General features: G+C 73.2%; 15 protein-coding genes and 1 riboswitch. Of the genes, 4 read left to right on the top strand and 11 right to left on the bottom strand.

The window, feature by feature from the left end; all coding sequences use genetic code 11:
- The first annotated feature begins 121 nt into the window (after positions 1-121).
- Positions 122-1357 (top strand): cytochrome P450, encoded by a 1236-nt coding sequence (locus ACIPTO_RS14620; RefSeq protein ID WP_366314037.1) that lies wholly within the window; start codon positions 122-124, stop codon positions 1355-1357.
- Between the two features lie 67 nt (positions 1358-1424).
- Here ACIPTO_RS14620 and ACIPTO_RS14625 read toward each other — a convergent pair whose 3' ends face one another.
- From ACIPTO_RS14625 to ACIPTO_RS14660, 8 genes are all read right to left on the bottom strand, one after another.
- On the bottom strand, positions 1425-2009 hold the full coding sequence (locus ACIPTO_RS14625) for a TerD family protein (RefSeq protein ID WP_366314039.1): 585 nt from the start codon (positions 2007-2009) through the stop codon (positions 1425-1427).
- Positions 2010-2076: 67 nt separating this feature from the next.
- The gene (locus ACIPTO_RS14630) at positions 2077-2769 is read right to left on the bottom strand and encodes a YoaK family protein (RefSeq protein WP_366314041.1); all 693 of its coding nucleotides are present in this window, start codon (positions 2767-2769) and stop codon (positions 2077-2079) included.
- 71 nt (positions 2770-2840) lie between these two features.
- Positions 2841-3257: a transglycosylase SLT domain-containing protein gene (locus ACIPTO_RS14635; RefSeq protein WP_329555118.1), complete on the bottom strand. Its 417-nt coding sequence runs from the start codon at positions 3255-3257 to the stop codon at positions 2841-2843.
- Positions 3258-3596: 339 nt separating this feature from the next.
- On the bottom strand, positions 3597-4448 hold the full coding sequence (locus tag ACIPTO_RS14640; RefSeq protein WP_401191755.1) for an ECF transporter S component: 852 nt from the start codon (positions 4446-4448) through the stop codon (positions 3597-3599).
- Positions 4445-6049, bottom strand: coding sequence for an ATP-binding cassette domain-containing protein (locus ACIPTO_RS14645; RefSeq protein ID WP_366314045.1), 1605 nt, complete (start codon positions 6047-6049; stop codon positions 4445-4447). Before ACIPTO_RS14645 ends, ACIPTO_RS14640 begins: the two co-directional genes overlap by 4 nt.
- The gene (locus tag ACIPTO_RS14650; protein WP_401191758.1) at positions 6046-7167 is read right to left on the bottom strand and encodes a CbiQ family ECF transporter T component; all 1122 of its coding nucleotides are present in this window, start codon (positions 7165-7167) and stop codon (positions 6046-6048) included. Before ACIPTO_RS14650 ends, ACIPTO_RS14645 begins: the two co-directional genes overlap by 4 nt.
- Entirely contained in the window at positions 7160-7765 is a 606-nt protein-coding gene (locus tag ACIPTO_RS14655; protein ID WP_401191760.1) for an SCO2322 family protein, read from the bottom strand. The genes ACIPTO_RS14650 and ACIPTO_RS14655 overlap by 8 nt, the downstream gene beginning before the upstream one ends.
- Positions 7762-9003 carry a prenyltransferase/squalene oxidase repeat-containing protein gene (locus ACIPTO_RS14660; protein ID WP_401191762.1) on the bottom strand — a complete coding sequence of 414 codons (1242 nt, stop codon included), beginning with the start codon at positions 9001-9003 and terminating at the stop codon, positions 7762-7764. The genes ACIPTO_RS14655 and ACIPTO_RS14660 overlap by 4 nt, the downstream gene beginning before the upstream one ends.
- A gap of 110 nt (positions 9004-9113) precedes the next feature.
- Positions 9114-9185: riboswitch (cobalamin riboswitch) on the bottom strand.
- 100 nt (positions 9186-9285) lie between these two features.
- Between ACIPTO_RS14660 and ACIPTO_RS14665 the strand changes: the two genes are divergently transcribed.
- The gene (locus ACIPTO_RS14665; protein ID WP_366314053.1) at positions 9286-9960 is read left to right on the top strand and encodes a phosphotransferase; all 675 of its coding nucleotides are present in this window, start codon (positions 9286-9288) and stop codon (positions 9958-9960) included.
- Here ACIPTO_RS14665 and ACIPTO_RS14670 read toward each other — a convergent pair.
- Complete coding sequence (locus ACIPTO_RS14670; protein WP_401191764.1) at positions 9940-10809, bottom strand: helix-turn-helix domain-containing protein; 870 nt, start codon at positions 10807-10809, stop codon at positions 9940-9942. The genes ACIPTO_RS14665 and ACIPTO_RS14670 overlap by 21 nt on opposite strands.
- Before the next feature lie 146 nt (positions 10810-10955).
- On the opposite strand from ACIPTO_RS14670, the gene ACIPTO_RS14675 reads away from it, so the two are divergent.
- Positions 10956-11681, top strand: coding sequence for an alpha/beta fold hydrolase (locus ACIPTO_RS14675; RefSeq protein ID WP_401191767.1), 726 nt, complete (start codon positions 10956-10958; stop codon positions 11679-11681).
- Here the strand turns inward: ACIPTO_RS14675 and ACIPTO_RS14680 are convergent.
- Positions 11668-12786: a PP2C family protein-serine/threonine phosphatase gene (locus ACIPTO_RS14680; RefSeq protein WP_401191769.1), complete on the bottom strand. Its 1119-nt coding sequence runs from the start codon at positions 12784-12786 to the stop codon at positions 11668-11670. The two genes, ACIPTO_RS14675 and ACIPTO_RS14680, sit on opposite strands and share 14 nt — an antisense overlap.
- A 346-nt stretch (positions 12787-13132) precedes the next feature.
- On the opposite strand from ACIPTO_RS14680, the gene ACIPTO_RS14685 reads away from it, so the two are divergent.
- Complete coding sequence (locus ACIPTO_RS14685) at positions 13133-15283, top strand: ATP-binding protein (protein WP_401191771.1); 2151 nt, start codon at positions 13133-13135, stop codon at positions 15281-15283.
- Positions 15284-15355: 72 nt separating this feature from the next.
- Here ACIPTO_RS14685 and ACIPTO_RS14690 read toward each other — a convergent pair whose 3' ends face one another.
- Positions 15356-16381 (bottom strand): MBL fold metallo-hydrolase, encoded by a 1026-nt coding sequence (locus ACIPTO_RS14690; protein WP_401192135.1) that lies wholly within the window; start codon positions 16379-16381, stop codon positions 15356-15358.
- Positions 16382-16477 lie beyond the last annotated feature (96 nt).

Raw genomic sequence — 16477 nt, forward strand, 5'->3', positions numbered from 1 at the left:
GGGGCGTGCAGGGAATTCGGGTTGCCGTACCTCTTGCGAGTTCTAGAACCCGTTATTACCTTCACGACACATTCCTGATGGACCGTCAGAACCAGACCGTCAGAACCAGGCTGGAGTATCCATGCCCTGTCCAGCTCTCCCCGAGGGGTTCGACCTCACCGACCCGGACCTGCTCCACCATCGCGTCCCGCTCCCGGAGTTCGCCGAACTGCGCGCGGCCGAGCCGGTGCGCTGGATCCGACAGCCCCTGAACATCGCGGGGTTCCAGGACGAGGGCTACTGGGCCGTGACCCGGCACGCCGACGTCCGGTACGTCTCCACGCACCCGGAACTCTTCTCCTCGACCCTCAACACGGCGATCATCCGCTTCGGCGAGCACATGACGCGCGAGTCGATCGACGTCCAGCGGCTCATCCTGCTCAACATGGACCCGCCCGAGCACACCCGCGTCCGCCAGATCGTCCAACGCGGCTTCACCCCACGGGCGATCCGCGCCCTGGAGGACCGCCTGCGCGCCCGCGCCCACTCGATCGTCGAGGGCGCCCGCGCCCACCCCGGCCCCTTCGACTTCGTCACCGAGGTCGCCTGCGAACTGCCCCTCCAGGCCATCGCCGAACTCATCGGCATCCCGCAGGACGACCGCGTCAAGATCTTCGAGTGGTCCAACAAGATGATCGCGTACGACGATCCCGAGTACGCCATCACCGAACAGGTCGGCGCCGAGTCCGCCGCCGAACTCATCGCCTACGCCATGGGGATGGCCGCCGAGCGCAAGCAGTGCCCGGCCCACGACATCGTCAGCACCCTGGTCGCCGCCGAGGACGAGGGCAACCTGAACTCCGACGAGTTCGGCTTCTTCGTGCTGATGCTCTCGGTGGCCGGGAACGAGACCACCCGCAACGCGATCACCCACGGCATGCACGCGTTCCTCACCCACCCCGAGCAGTGGGAGCTGTACAAGCGGGAACGCCCGTCGACCGCCGCCGAGGAGATCGTCCGCTGGGCGACCCCGGTCAACGCCTTCCAGCGCACGGCGACCCAGGACACCGAACTGGGCGGCAAGCTGATCAAGAAGGGCGACCGGGTCGGCATCTTCTACGCCTCGGCCAACCACGACCCCGAAGTCTTCGAGAACCCGGACGAGTTCGACGTCATGCGCGACCCGAACCCGCATCTCGGCTTCGGCGGCGGAGGCCCGCACTACTGCCTCGGCAAGTCCCTGGCCGTCCTTGAGATCGACCTGATCTTCAACGCCATCGCGGACGCGATGCCGAACCTGACCCTGACCGGCGACCCCCGCAGGCTGCGCTCGGCCTGGATCAACGGGGTCAAAGAGCTTCAGGTGACCACCGGTTGACCGTACGCACAGCTCGGGCCGGCGGCATCCCGGCGCCGCCGGCCCGTCTCAGGCACAGGCGCCCGGTCTACTTCCGGACGGCGAACTTCATCAGTTCGCGCTCGTCGCCCTGCTTGATGTTCCCGGTCTCGTTGATGACCTGGAGCTTCCAGCCCCCGCCCTCGCGGATCGCCTTGGCGACCGCGCAGCCGTTGTGGTCGCTGAGCAGGTTCGGCCAGATCTCGGCGACCTGCTGGGTGCTGCCGCCCGTCGCGTCGTAGACCTTGAAGGCGATGTTGCGGGCCTTCCGGAAGGAGCTGCCCTTCTTGTAGGCGGCGGCGACGAAGACGATCGACGTGATGTTGCCGGGTATCCGCGCGAGGTCGACGGTCACCGTCTCGTCGTCGCCATCGCCCTTGCCGGTCTGGTTGTCACCGCTGTGCACCAGCGAGCCGTTGCCCAGCGGGTCCACGGAGTCGAGGCCCGCGAGCCGGACCGGGTCCTGGCCCTGCATCGCGATGGCGATCAGGTCGAGGTCCGTACCGGCCTTCTGGCGCAGCTTCCCGATGATGCCGCCGCTGCTGCCGACGGTGGGGTCCCATGACGCCCCGATCTCCAGATGGGTCACTCCGTCCAGATCCGCCGGACCGTCTTCCTTCGTGAGCGTGATCATGCGTGATCGATCCTTTTGATCGTGGGACACAGACGGCTGAATTCTGCCTTCTTTACCGGGCTTTGGGCTACTCCCGGCCAGATGCGGTCAATGCGAACACTCCGGCGGCCAGAGCCGCGACCAGGAGCGGGTAGCGCAGACCGTGGTGCAGCGTGAGCCACGCGCCCAGGACGGCGCCCGCGATCATGCCGACGACCGCGAGGCCGCGGCGGAGCGAACCGGCACCCCAGCCGTCGCCCGTGACCGAGTCGGCCACCAGCGCGGTCAGTGTCGAGGTCAGCACCGTGGTGGTCGAGATGTCGGTGACCTTGAGCTTGCGGACCGCCGCGTTGCGCAGCCCCATCGCGAAGGCGGTGAGGGCGATGAGGGGGTAGGTGGTGGCGTGGTCACCGGGTGCGGCGAAGGCGATGACGGCCGCCACACCCACCAGCACCGCCTCCGCGCCGAGGCTCACCCTGGCCCAGGTGCGCCGGGAGCCGGTGTCCATGCGCAGCGCGATCCGGCCCCCGGCCGCCACGCCCACGAGGAAGGCGCCGAGCGAGGTGAGGTTGTGGAGCACCGTGAACCCGGGCGCCCCGGCGGCGGCGAAGCCCAGCACCACCACGTTGCCGGTCATGTTCGCGACGAAGACATGGCCGAGGCCCAGATAACTGACGGCGTCGATGAGTCCGCTGACCACGGTCAGCCCCAGCAGCACGGCCACCAGCCGCACTCCGCGCGCTTCCCGGTCGGAGGACGGGGAGGGTGTGTTCTCGGCCATGAACGCAATGTAGCGGCGGCCCCCGGTGTGTCGGGGGCCGCCGCCGTGTGGTGCGTGTGTGGGGCCGGTGATCAGTACCAGCCGTTGGACTGCCAGAAGCTCCAGGCGGCCGTCGGGCTGCCGTAGCGGGAGTTCATGTAGTCCAGGCCCCACTTGATCTGCGTGGCGGCGTTGGTCTTCCAGTCGGAGCCGGCCGAGGACATCTTCGAGCCCGGGAGGGCCTGGACCAGGCCGTAGGCGCCGGAGGAGGAGTTCGTCGCGGTGACGTTCCAGCCGCTCTCGTGCTCGACGATCTTGCTGAACGCGTTGTACTGCGCGGCGCTCGGGATCATCTTGTGCGCGATCGCCTGGGCGGAGGAGGACGACGTCGTCGCGGCCTGAGCGGGGGCCGAGGTCAGCACCATGCCGGTGGTGGCGGCGGCGAGCGCGGCGGCGGTCAGGGCCTTCTTCGGGGAGGCGATGCGAGCGACGATGCGGGAGACGGACACGGAGAACCTGTTTCTTCGGGGACAAAGGTGTCGTACGCCTGCCGGTGTCACGCGGTGCGCGGCGGGGGCAATGCGTCGGCGCCGAGGCCCGTGTGGACTCGTCGGCGCCGTGCGACTGCTCCAGAGAAACACTCTCGATCGGTGTCCGCAAAGACCCCTTTTACTAGTTGTGGTCGCATGTGGGTGAATGGTCAACCGTGTGACGTGGCTCTCAAATCCCAGGTCAGACGGGGTGTGGGTCGCGTACATGACATGCCTAAACGCTACTAATCCCAGTAGTTCGTGACATGGGTCATATGGGCCTCTTCACTCCCTCCGTCACGGTCGGCGCACACCGCCTCACCCAGGGGGTCCGTCGAACGTGACCGGCGTCTCGAACGCGGCCCTCCGCGTGGCCCTCCGCAACGCCTTCAGAAGCGCGGGCCCGAGCGTCAGCGTCAGCACGACGGTCACGATCGCCCGCCCCAGGTCCCACCCCAGCGAGGTCGCCAGGCAGTAGGCCACGAACCGCGCCAGATTCGCGGGAACGGCGGCCTGCGGATCGAACGCCACGGACGAGGCCAGCGCCCCCATGAACGGCCACCCCGCCAGATTCATCGCGGTCCCGTACCCGAAGGCGGCGAGGAACCCGTACCCCGCGAGCGCCAGCACCTCGCCACGGCCCCGCAGCCGTTCCCGGCCCGGCAGCAGCCCCGCGCCCATCGTGAACCAGCCCATCGCCAGCATCTGGAACGGCAGCCACGGCCCGACCCCGCCGGTGAGCAGCGCCGACGCGAACATCGTGACGTTGCCCAGCACGAACCCGAAACCGGGTCCGAGAACACGTCCGCTCAGCACCATCAGGAAGAACATCGGCTCGATCCCGGCCGTACCCGCACCGATGGGCCGCAGCGCGGCACCGGTCGCCGCGAGCACACCGAGCATGGCGACCGCCTTCGGCCCGAGCCCCGACTCCGAGATCGCCGCCGCCGCCACGGCGACCAGCAGCACCAGCAGCCCCGCGAACAGCCACGGCGCGTCCTGGGAGTGCGCGGCGACCTGGGAGCCGGGCGGGGCGAGGAAGGGCCAGGTGAAGGCGGCGAAGCCGGTGGCCGTGACGAGGGCGAGGGCGGCGGTGGAGCGGGGGCTGAGCGGGACGGGGCGGAGCGGCTCGCGGCGGAGCGGCTCCTGCCGGGACGGGTTCGTGGTCATGCCAGGGCCGCCCGGACCTCGGCGACCGTGAGCCACCGCTGCGGGGCCAGGACCTTCGTCGTCTGCGGGGCGAACGACGGGGACGCCACCACCACCTCCGCCGTCGGCCCGTCGGCGATCACCTCGCCGTCGGCCAACAGCACGACCCGGTGCGCGAGTTCGGCCGCCAGCTCGACGTCGTGCGTGGCCAGCACGACCGCGTGCCCCTCGGCGGCGAGCCCCCGAACCACCGTGACCAGACGGGACTTGGCCGCGTAGTCCAGACCCCGGGTCGGCTCGTCCAGCAGGAGCAGCGGCGGGCGGGCCGTCAGCACGATCGCCAGCGCCAGCGCGAGGCGCTGCCCCTCAGACAGATCGCGGGGGTGGACGTCGTCCGCCACCCCGGGCAGCAGCCCGGAGACCAGCGCCCGGCAGGTCCCCGCCTCGGCGCCCGCGTCCGCGTCGGCGGCCGTGCACTCCGCCGCGACCGTGTCGGCGTACAGCAGGTCACGCGGTTCCTGCGGGACGAGGCCCGCGCGCCGGACGAGGTCGCGGGGCGCCGCGCGGTGCGGGGCGAGACCGCCGACCCGGACCGTCCCGGAGGTCGGAGTGACCAGCCCGACGAGGGAGTTGAGGAGCGTGGACTTGCCGGCGCCGTTGCGGCCCATGAGGGCGATCGTCTCGCCGGGGACGACAGCGAGGTCGAGGTGACGCAGCGCGTCGACCCCGGCGCGGCGGACGCCGAGGGCGTGGACCTCCGCCACAGGGGCGGCAGTCGGGGCGGGGGTCCCGCGCGTCGGTTCGCGGTCCGTGAGGCGCTCGCGCAGCTCGCCCGCCCGGCGCCGCGCGTCCCGCACGGTGAGCGGGAGCGGGGTCCACCCGGCCAGCCGGCCCAGGTCGACCACCGGCGGGAACACGGGGGACACGGCCATGATCTCCGCCGGGGTGCCGACGACCGGTGCCGCGCCCGGGGCCGGGAGGAGGACGACCTGGTCGGCGTACTGGATGACGCGTTCCAGGCGGTGTTCGGCCAGCAGGACGGTCGTGCCGAGGTCGTGCACGAGACGCTGGAGGACCGCGAGGACTTCCTCCGCCGCCGCCGGATCGAGGGCCGAGGTGGGCTCGTCCAGGACCAGGACCCTGGGGTGCGGGGTGAGGACCGAGCCGATCGCGACCCGCTGCCGCTGGCCGCCGGAGAGGGTGGCGATCGGGCGGTCACGGAGATCGGTGAGGCCCAGCAGATCCAGGGTCTCCTCCACCCGGCGGCGCATCACCTCGGGAGCGAGGCCCAACGACTCCATGCCGTAGGCGAGTTCGTCCTCGACCGTGTCCGTCACGAAGTGCGACAGCGGGTCCTGGCCCACCGTGCCCACGACATCGGCGAGTTCGCGCGGCGCATGGGTGCGGGTGTCCCGGCCCGCCACCGTGACCCGGCCGCGCAGGGTGCCGCCGGTGAAGTGCGGGACCAGCCCGCTCACCGCGCCCAGCACCGTCGACTTGCCGACCCCCGACGGGCCGACGAGCAGCACGAGTTCGCCTTCCGGTACCGCGAAGTCGACGTCCTGGACGGCGGGTCGGGGCGCGCCGTCGTAGGTCACGGAGACGTCCTCGAAGCGGATCACGACGGTTCCTTGCCGGTGGGGATGAGTGCGGGGACCAGGCCGAGCAGGATCGCGGCGGCCGGCCAGAGGGGGAGGGTGGGCGCGGTCAGGGGGATCACGCCGGGGGCGAGGGCCGAGGGATCGCGCGCCGCGGCGAGCGTGAGCAACCCGGCGACCGCCGCGCCGGACGCCGTGACCAGCCAGGCGCTCGGGCCCCAGGGATCGGGGCGGTACCGGGTGCGCAGGGTGCGGCGGCCACCCAGACGCAGGCCCACGAGCGCGGCGGCGACCCCGGCGAGCAGCAACGGGAGTCCGTAGGCGCCGCCTTCGGCGGTGAGCAGGCCGTACGTTCCGGCGCAGACGCCCAGCAGCCCGCCGAGGGTGAGGACGGTGGTCGTCCGGCGCAGGGCGGCGGGGACGGAGGCGGTACGGCCGTAGCCTCGCGCGTCCATGGCCGCGGCCAGGGCGACCGAGCGCTCCAACGCGTCCTCCAGGACCGGGAGTCCGACCTGGAGGAGGCCGCGCAGACCCCGGTCCGGGCGGCCCCGCAGACGGCGGGCGGCGCGCAGTCGCTGGGCGTCGGCGATGAGGTTCGGGGCGAAGGTGAGGGCCACGACCACGGCCACGCCGGTCTCGTACAGGGCGCCGGGGAGGGACTTGAGGAGGCGGGCCGGGTTCGCCAGGGCGTTCGCCGCGCCCACGCAGATCAGCAGCGTGGCCAGTCTCAGGCCGTCGTAGAACGCGAAGAGCAGTGCCTCGGCGGTGACGTCGCCGCCCAGACGGATGCCCTGGGCCCAGTGGGGGAGCGGGAGTTCGGGCAGGGTGAGGAGGGTGTGGGTGCCGGGGACCGGGGAGCCGAGGACCACCGCGAAGAGGAGGCGGACGAGGAGCACGGCCAGGGCGAGCCGGGCGAAGGCGGCGTAGGAGCGGGACCAGGGGGCGGCGGTGCGGTGGGTCGCCACCACGTAGGCCGTGACCGTGATCAGGAGGGCCAGGAGGAGGGGGTTGGTGGTGCGGGTGGCGGCGGTGGCCAGGCCCAGGGACCAGAGCCACCAGGCGCCGGGGTGCGGGGTTCCGTGGGATGTCGCAGCCGCGCGCCTCTTGCGAAGGGCGTCGCGCGAGCCGGGGCGGTCAGTCATGGGGGCGCCGTCGGCTTCGCCAGACCGCTGCCGCGGCCAGCAGGGCTACCGCCGTTGCTCCCGCGAGGATTCCGACCGACGGGCCGTGGTGCGGTGCTGGTGTTTTCTTCTCGGCGGTGACCTGGTCGGCGCAGCCCTGTTCCGGGTAGCCGACGATGGCGCACAGCAGGGCGGCCGTGTTGTAGCGCAGGGGTTCGGCGACCGTGGCCAGCGCCGCCGCCGTGGTCGCGTCGGGGGCGACCGTCGCGCAGGCGGTGCGGGCGGCGGGGGCGTCGGCGTCCGTACCGAAGTCGATGACCAGGGCCACGCGCTTCTTCCCCGCCACGGCCGGTGAACCGGCGCAGATCTTCGCGAAGTCGGGCGCCTGGAGGCGGGGTTGCTCCGCGTTCGCCGAGTCCTCGCTCACCGCGAAGCGGAAGCCCTGGACGGCACCGTCGTCCGGGCGGGTGGTGGCGGGGCCCTGCGTGGCGTAGGTCCAGTGCGTGCCGGTGCGGTCCCAGAAGGACCAGTAGCGGTAACCGGCCGCCTGGGCCTGGGCCGTCGTGCCGAGGACGAGGAGCAGGGCCGGCAGGAGCAGCAGGAGGAGGCGGCGGGTCACGTCCGCCGGCCGCGCTTCCGGCTGCGGGCGATCAGGACGGCGGCGACGATCGCGACGAGGAGGAGGGCGCCGACGATCGTCCACGTGACGTTCAGGGAACCGCCGTTGTCGTCGGAGGCCGACTTCTCGTCCGCGCCCGAGGACCTCGGCTCGTCGGTCGCCCTGGGGGTCGGGCCCGTGGCGTCGAGGAGTGCCACGAGGTCCTGGCCGCCGAAGTCGTGGACGTCGGCGCCCTTCGCGGTGGTCGCCACGAAGACGAGTTGGGCGTAGGCGGCCGGACCGCTCCGCGCGGCCCAGGACGTGGAGTGGGTCTCCAGCCAGCGCAGCGGCTTGGCGGCCTGCTCGTGCAGGCCGAGGGAGGACAGGGCGACGATCGCGTCGGCCGTGTTGCCGTAGTCCGGCTGGGGTGCGGCGCCGGGGAGGGCGGTTGTGAGGTGGCCGGTCTTCGCCATGGCGCGGGCGAGCCACGCGGCGCCGTTGTCCGCCACCCGCAGGGGATCGTCACCGGACTTCTCGCAGCTCGCGGGTGCGTCGGCGGTGTCCTGCCGGCTGCCGGTCAGGGACTCGCCGGACAGGCCCAGCACGGCCGCCGCCGTCGCGTCCGCGTTGGCCGCGAGGCTGCCCTTCTTGTCGGGCTGGTAGGCGAAGGCACCCGCGTCCGCGCCGCCGTCGCAGGGCAGCGCGAGCTTCCGCAGGGCGTCGTAGGGCGACGCGCCGTCCTTCCGGAGGTTCGGCACCGGCACACCCGCCTCCGTGAGGGCGCCGATGACGACGGAGGTGGAGTTCGCGTCGCTGGCCCCGCCGGGGGAGTAGCCCCAGCCGCCGTCGCGGTTCTGGACCGACTTCAGCCACGTGACGGCCTTGGCGACGGCGGAGTCCCCGCGCCCGTCGCTCGCGAGGGCCTGTACGGCGGCTGCCGTGCTGTTCGTGTCGACCATGACCTTCGCGTCACAGGCCTTGGCGGGGTCGGCGCGGAACGCCGCGAAGGCGCCGTCGGCGCACTGCTGGCCGACCAGCCACGCCACCGCCTTCTCGGCGGGCTCCACGCCCACCGCGTCCTGTGCGAGCAGCGCGAGGGACTGGCGCCAGACGCCGTCGTAGGTGGGGTCGGCGGTGCCGTAGAGCCCGGCGGGTATCGCCGTCGACGGTGCGGGCGACGGACCGGCGGCGACGGCCGGGGCCGCCGCCAGCACGGTGACGACGGTGGCCAGGGCCGCGGCGCTGCGGCGGACGTTCATGATCGGCGGATGCCTTCCCTGCGGGGAGCACGGCAGCGCGGGAACCCCCGGGCGGCTCGGCTCCGTATTCCTCGACGGTGCGCGTGAACCGGTCACGTGCCGTGCGGGGCGGTCCGGCTCACCGGGCCCTCGGGGGACCGGATCACGGCTGCGGGTCAGCGCCGGAATTGCACCGGCTTCCCCCCGTACGGGTGTGATGGCGACCCGGCCACTGTACGGGGAACCTGAGCCTCGGCTGTGAGGAGGGGTTGCCCGGTCCACCGACCCAGGTAGGTTCTGGCCATGCCAGCCACGGGGAAAACGCCGGGGAGACTGATCGGCTCCGGCCGCACCGCCGACGTCTACGCGCTCGACGAGAACTGGGTGCTGCGCCGCAACCGCGAGGACTGGGGCGACGCGGCGGCCGAGGGCGCCGTGATGGAACACGTGCGGGCCCACGGCTATCCCGTGCCCCGGGTCCGGCCGGGCGACTCGCGCACCGACCTCGTCATGGAACGGCTCACCGGCCCGACCATGCTGGAGGCCTTCGCCGCCGGCGCGATCGACGCACGGGAGGCAGGGACCGTACTCGCCTCGCTGCTACGGCGGTTGCACGCCGTCCCCGGGCGGCTCCCCGGCACCCGGGTGCTGCACCTCGACCTCCACCCGGAGAACGTCCTGCTCACCCCGGACGGACCCCGCGTCATCGACTGGGGCACGGCGGAGGACGGCGAACCGGCGCTCGACCTGGCGCTCTCCGCGCTCATCCTCGCCCAGGTCGCCGTGGACGACCTGCCGATCGCCGGACCGGCTCGCGCGATGCTCGGGTCCCTGCTCGCCGATCCCTCCGGCCTCACCCGGGAGGCGCTGGCCGAGGCCCGGCGGAGGCGGGCGGCGAATCCCACCATGACCGCGGGTGAACTGCGACGGCTCGGCGCCGCCGAGGAACTGGTGCGCTCAGTGGCGGGCCTGACGTAGGGGAGCGGTGGTGGCTTCCGGCGCCGGCTGGACGGTGGCGGCCAGGAGGGTCAGCTTGTCGGCCGCGTCCGTGCCGGGGTCCGGGTGGTAGATGACGAGGGTCTGTCCGGGCGCGCCCTCGATGCTCAGACGCTCGCGGTTGAGATGCAGGGCGCCCACCTGGGGGTGGTCGAGGTACTTGGACGCGCCCTCGCAGGACCGGACGTCGTGGCGGGCCCAGAGACGGCTGAACAGGGGGCTGGCGAGCGAGAGTTCGCCGACCAGCTCGATGTACCGCGGGTCGTCCGTGTCGGTGCCGACCGCCTCGCGGAACGCGGCCACGATGCCCCCGCTGGAGCGCTCCCACTGCGGGTGGAGCGCCTGCTCGGCCGGGTCGAGGAAGAGGGAGCGGAGGCGGTTGGCGCCCGGAGCGAAGCGCGGTGACAGGGCGGTCGCGAGGGGGTTCGCGGCCAGGACGTCGAAGTAGCGGCCCTCGACCAGCGCCGGGAGCGGGAGCGCTGTGAGGAGTTTCGTGATGCTCGGCGGGACCGTCTCCTTCCTGCGGTGCGGACGGGCGCGGCGGCGGCGCGGGCCGTCGGCGCCGAGGCGCAGCAGATGGGCCGTCGCGGTGTCGTCGAGCCGGAGCACGCGGGCGATGGCTTCGAGGACCTGCGTGGAGGGGTTGCGGTCGCGACCCTGCTCCAGGCGCAGGTAGTAGTCGGCGCTGATCCCGGCCAGCAGCGCGACCTCCTCGCGACGCAGGCCCGGCACCCGGCGGACCCCGAAGACCGGGATGCCGGCCTGTTCGGGCGTGACGAGTTCGCGGCGGGCGCGCACGTACTCGCCCAGCAGGTTCGGTTCGTCGGCCATCCCCCGACTGTAGGTCGGCGGGCCGGGCACCTGCCTGGTCCTGTCACCCCCAGGGTCGTGGGGGCCCTGGCTGGGGCGGGGAGCGGGCGGGAGCGTCGGCGGTGGCCGGGCGGCAACCCCGGTCGCCTACGACAGGGAGTGATGAGATGTCCACATATCTGCTGGTGCACGGAGCCTGGCACAGCGGGCGGGCCTGGGACCGGGTGGTCCCGCTGCTGACGGCGGCCGGGCACCGGGTGTTCGCGCCGTCCCTCACCGGGTACGGCGACAAGGCAGGGCTGCTCGGGCCCGGGGTGGGGCTCGACACCCACGTCGACGACGTCGTCGGGCTCATCACGGAGGAGGACCTCACCGAGGTCGTCCTCGTGGGGCACAGCTACGCGGGGCTGGTCGTCTCGGGCGTGGTCGACCGGGTCCCGGACCGGATCGCCCAGCTCGTCTACCTCGACGCGATGGTCCCGGTGGACGGCGAGGCCGCGACCGACATCATGCCCGTCACCCAGGTGCTCATCGACCTCGCCGCGCGCTCCGACACCCCCTGGCGGATTCCGCCGCTGCCCGAACTCCCGCCGCCCGGAGGCCTGTTCGGGGTCACCGACCCGGCGGACAAGGCCTGGCTGCGCACGATGATCTCGGACCAGCCGGCGCTCTGCCTCCAGCAGCCCGTCCACCTGGACAACCCCGCCGCGACGGCCGTCCCCCGCACCCACATCCACTGCGTGGGCAGCGAACCGGAAGGCTTCGAACGGCGCCCCGTCCCCGCGGTCCAGCCCAACGGCACCCCGGCACAGGTGTGGGAACTGGAGACCGGCCACGACTGCATGATCACCAGGCCGGCCGAACTCACCCAACTGCTCGTCACGTTGGGCTGAAACCCGCTGTCGGGTCCCGGCGCCCGTGCGCGTTCCGCGTCTCCTGGACCCGGACCGGCGCCGTCACCCCCGTCGGCTGGCACAGCACGAGGGCCAGGTCGTCGGCGGGCGGACCGCCGACGTGCGCGAGCAGCCGCTCGTACAGGGCGTGCAGCGCCGCGTCCGGCATCGGTTCGCTGAGCGCGAGCGCGGACTCGGAGAGGAGGGCGAAGGGAGTGCCGTCGGGGGCACGGGAGTCGGTGAGGCCGTCCGTGTAGAGGAGCAGACGGTCACCGGGCTGGAGCCGCACCCGGTACTGCCGCGGGTCCGGGTGCAGGCCCAACGGCAGTGCGGGGACCCGGGGTTCGAGGAGTTCCAGCCGCTGACCGGAGCGCAGGGGCGCCGGATGCCCGCAGTTGACCAGCCGCACCTCGCCCGGGCCGAACTCCACCAGCACCGCCGTGACGAAGTCCTCGGGCGCCAGCCGGGGGGAGAGCCGGGCGTCGAGCGCCCGCGCGATCGTCGTCAAGTCCGGCGCGGTGTACGCCAGTTCACGGAACGCGGTGACCGTGTCGGCCGCCGTCCGCAGCGCGTCGAGCCCGTGCCCGCGCGCGTCACCGACCAGCACCCGCAGGCCGTAGGGCGTCACCGCCACGTCGTACAGGTCGCCGCCGACCGACGACTCACGGCTCGCGCAGTGGTAGCGGGTGGAGACATGGGTGCCGGAGAGGGTGCGGGAGAGGGGCCGCAGGATCGCCTCCTGGGTGATCCGGGCCACCTCCCGCGCCTCCGCGAGCCGCTCCCGCAGCCGGCCGCGCTGCCGGGCCGCGTACACACTGCACCCGCACCCCAGCAGCAGCCCGGCCCAGCGGGCCGCGAACCCGGCGGTGACGTGCGGGCTCGCGCCGAGGCCCGCGGCGAGCGCGAGCAGGACGGTCCAGCAGCAGACCAGGAACGTACGGCGGAGCCCCAGGAAGGCCGCGGCCATCAGCGGCCCGATCGTCAGGAGGGGCAGGATCGGCTGCACCCGGCCGATCAGCAGCCCTGGTGTGGCCGCGAGCAGACAGCCGGCGGGCGCGAGAAGGGACCCCAGGGGCGCGGTGACGGACCGGCGGCCCGTCCGCACCGCCCGGCGATCCACCCCTGCCCCGCGACCACCCGCCCGGCCATCCGTCCGGCCATCCGTCCGGGTCGTCCGGCCATCCGCCGGTGCCGCCCCCGCCGCCCGGTCGCCCGTCCGGGATCGGCGTCCCCCATCCATCGCGTTCACGCCACGACGATCGCGGAATTTCCGCCTCCCCACCCAGGGCACCGGGCAGTTGATCAGCTCTCGATCACGACAGGACCAAAGGGCTCGGTGGATGATCGGAAAGAGTGCCTGCCCGGGGGGTGTTGCGGCTTTTCCGGGCAGCCGTGGACCGCGTTGCGGGACCCGCGCGTGGAGCCGGTGACGTACGGACACACTGGGCCTCGTGCCGGACACGACCCACCCGAACCCCGGGAACCTCGGGAATCTGCCGCCCGAGACGCACAGTTTCGTCGGGCGGCGCACCGAACTCGCCCGGCTCCGGGCCGCGTTGGAACCGACGGCCGGAGAACCGGCGGCGGGCGCGGCCCGGCTGGTGAGCGTCGTCGGGGCCGGCGGGGTCGGCAAGACACGGCTCGCCCTGCGCGCGGCGGCCGAGGCCCGGGACGCCTACCCGGACGGGGTCTGGCTGGCCGAACTCTCCCCGCTGCACACCGCGGGACTCGTCGACCTCGCCGTCATGGAGACCCTCCGGCTCGCCGACCAGTCCACCCGCCCGGTCCTCGACGTCATCGCCGAATGGGCCTGCGGCAAACGGCTGTTGCTCGTCCTCGACTCCTGCGAGCACCTCCTCGCCGACTGCGCCAAGGCCGCCGCCGCCCTGCTCACCCGCGCCCCCGGCCTGCGCATCCTCGTCACCAGCCGCGAACGCCTCGCGCTGCCCGGCGAGGAGGTCCTGCACCTCGAACCACTGCCGGTGGGCGGCGCCGACCCGGGCGACCCCGCGGCGGCCGGTGACGCCGTGGCCCTGTTCGCCGAGCGCGCCGCCGACGCCGGGCGCCCGCTGGCCGACGACGACCGGGCCGCCCGCGCCGTCGCCGCCGCCGTGTGCCGCCGCCTCGACGGCATCCCGCTCGCCCTCGAACTCGCCGCGGCCCGCCTGGCCGACCTCACCCTCGACCAGCTCCACGCCCGCCTGGGCGAACGCCTGCCCTCACCGCTGGACCTGCTCACCTCCACCCCCGGCGAACGCCCGCCCCGCCACCAGACGTTGCGTACCGCCATCGGCTGGAGCCACGAACTCTGCGCACCCCTCGAACGCCTGCTGTGGGCGCGGTTGTCCGTCTTCACCGGTGGGTTCTGCGCGGAGGCGGTCGGGCAGGTGTGCGCGGGCGGCCCGTTGGCCCCGGAGCGGATCGCCGGTCTGCTCTCGCGGCTCGTCGCGCAGTCCATCGTGGTGCCCGACCCGGTGATCTCGGCCCGCTTCCGGATGCTCGACACCGTCCGGGAGTACGGCACCGACTGGCTGCACGCGCTCGGCGAGGAGCGGGCCGTACGCCGTCGTCATCACGAGTACTACGCCCGCCTCGCCCACCAGGGGTGCGCCGAGTGGAACACCGGGCGGCAAGTCGCCTGGTGCGAACGGGTGTTGAGCGAACACGCCAACTTCCGCACGGCGGTCGAGAACGCGCTCGCCGAACCGGACCGGGAGGCCGCCGTGGAGATGACGGGCCATGTCGGCTTCCTGTGGCGGCACTGCGGCTACCTCCGGGAGGCGGCCCACTGCCTGGACCAGGCCCTGGCCGCGGACCCGCCGCCCCCGCCGACCGGGCACGGCCGCACGCTCGCCGTCTGGTCGCGCGGGGCGGTCGCGCTCCTCCAGGGCGACCAGGAGGCGGCGGCCAACTGGGCGGTGCGGTGCGCCGACGCGGCCCGCGCACAGGGCTCCCCGGTCGCGGAGGTCGCCGCGGTCTACCTCAGGGGCGGCCAGCTGGCCCTCACCGGCCGCCAGGCGGAGGCCGTCGCGGTCCTCGCGGCGGCACCCCAACTCCCCATACAGGACGACGCGTTCGGAGCGGCCCAGCTCCAGGTCAGGCTCGCGCTCTCACTCGCGCACATCCTGCTGGGCGAGTACGAGCGGGGCCGTGAGGTCGCCGACGAGGTGCGGACGGCCAGCCGGAAACAGGGCGAGTACTGGTGCGGGGCCTTCGCCGACTACCTCATCGCCCAGGCCGACCTGGCGCACGGTGACGTACCGGCCGCGGTGAACGGCGCCCGCACCTCCGTCGCGGGCCACGCCCTGCTGCACAACACCGTCGGCGCCGCGATGTCCCTCGACCTCCTGGCCGCCGCCGTCGTCGCCACCGGCGACGCCCCCCGCGCCGCCCGCCTGCTCGGCATCGGCACCCGCCTCTGGGAACTCACCGGCCGCGCCCAGATGGACTCCCCCGACCTCATCGCCACCCGCCGCACCTGCGAACTCCGGGTCCGCGAACACCTCGGCGACGCCGCGTACGAGAACGGATACCGGGCGGGCCTGTCGATGTCGTACGACGAGGGGATCGCCTACGCGACGAGCCGGACGGATCCTCGGTGACGCGGGGTGTCCCCACCGAACGGCAGGAACAGGGTCCGGCGCGCGATCAGCCAACTCCCCTCCACGGCCGTGCTACACCGCCACGTACGTCACCGGCTCGCTCCCCGTCACCGACTCCGCCCGCCCCAGTTTCACCAGTCGCCGCAGATGCGCCTCGGCCTCGGAGACCGCGATGTTCCGTGACGGGTAGGGGATGTGGGACCAGGGGCGGTTCCACTCCATCCGTTCCGCGACCTGCCAGGCCGTGAGCGGTTCGCGGAGCAGGGTCAGCAGCCCCCGCAGCCGGTCCTCGTGGTGCGTGAGCAACTCCCCCACGCGGCCTGTCGCGTCGGTGAAGGTGTGCTGGTGGGCCGGGAGGACCTCGGCGGGGGCGAGGCGGCCGATGCGCTCCAGGGAGTCGAGGTAGTCGCCGAGCGGGTCGGCGATCGTGGTGTCGTCCGGGTCCTCGTACAGGCCGATGTGCGGAGTGATCTCGGGGAGCAGATGGTCGCCGGAGAACAGGCGCCCGTGGCCCGGGAGTTGAGAGGGGTGCTGCTCTTCCAGGTGCAGGCAGACGTGGCCCGGGGTGTGGCCCGGGGTCCAGATCGCGCGCAGCCGGCGGCCCGCCAGGTCGAGGAGTTCACCGGGGACGATCTCGCGGTCGGGGAGGGCGGGGGCCAGGCCCGGCACGCTGCGCGGGCGGGCCGCGCGCAGCGGCGCGAGGTGCTCCTCGGGCGCACCGGCCGCCGCGAGCTTCGCCGTCATGTACGCCAGCCAGCGCCCCGGTTGGGTCGAACGGGCCCGGCGGACGATCGCCGTGTCCGCCGCGTGCATCGCCAGCCACGCCCCGGACGCCTCGCGCACCCGCCCGGACAGGCCGTGGTGGTCGGGGTGGTGGTGGGTGATGATCACGCCGTGGACCTCGCCGACCGACGTCCCGCACGCCGACAGGCCCTGGACCAGGGTGTCCCAGGAGTCCGGGTCGTCCCATCCGGTGTCGACCAGGACCGGGCCGCGGTCGGTGTCGACGACGTAGACGAGGGTGGTCCCCAGGGGGTTGTCCGGGATGGGGACTTCGACGGAGCGGACACCGCCGCCGTGGTCGTGGACCTGACTCATGGACGTCATCGACTCCCCAATCGCCGCCTTCCGGCCACTATACGTGGACTCCATCGACCGGAACTGGTATTCAGTCTTCGTATCTGATGGATCGTC

Source organism: Streptomyces sp. NPDC090083 (assembly GCF_044747445.1).
Taxonomy (GTDB): Bacteria; Actinomycetota; Actinomycetes; order Streptomycetales; family Streptomycetaceae; genus Streptomyces.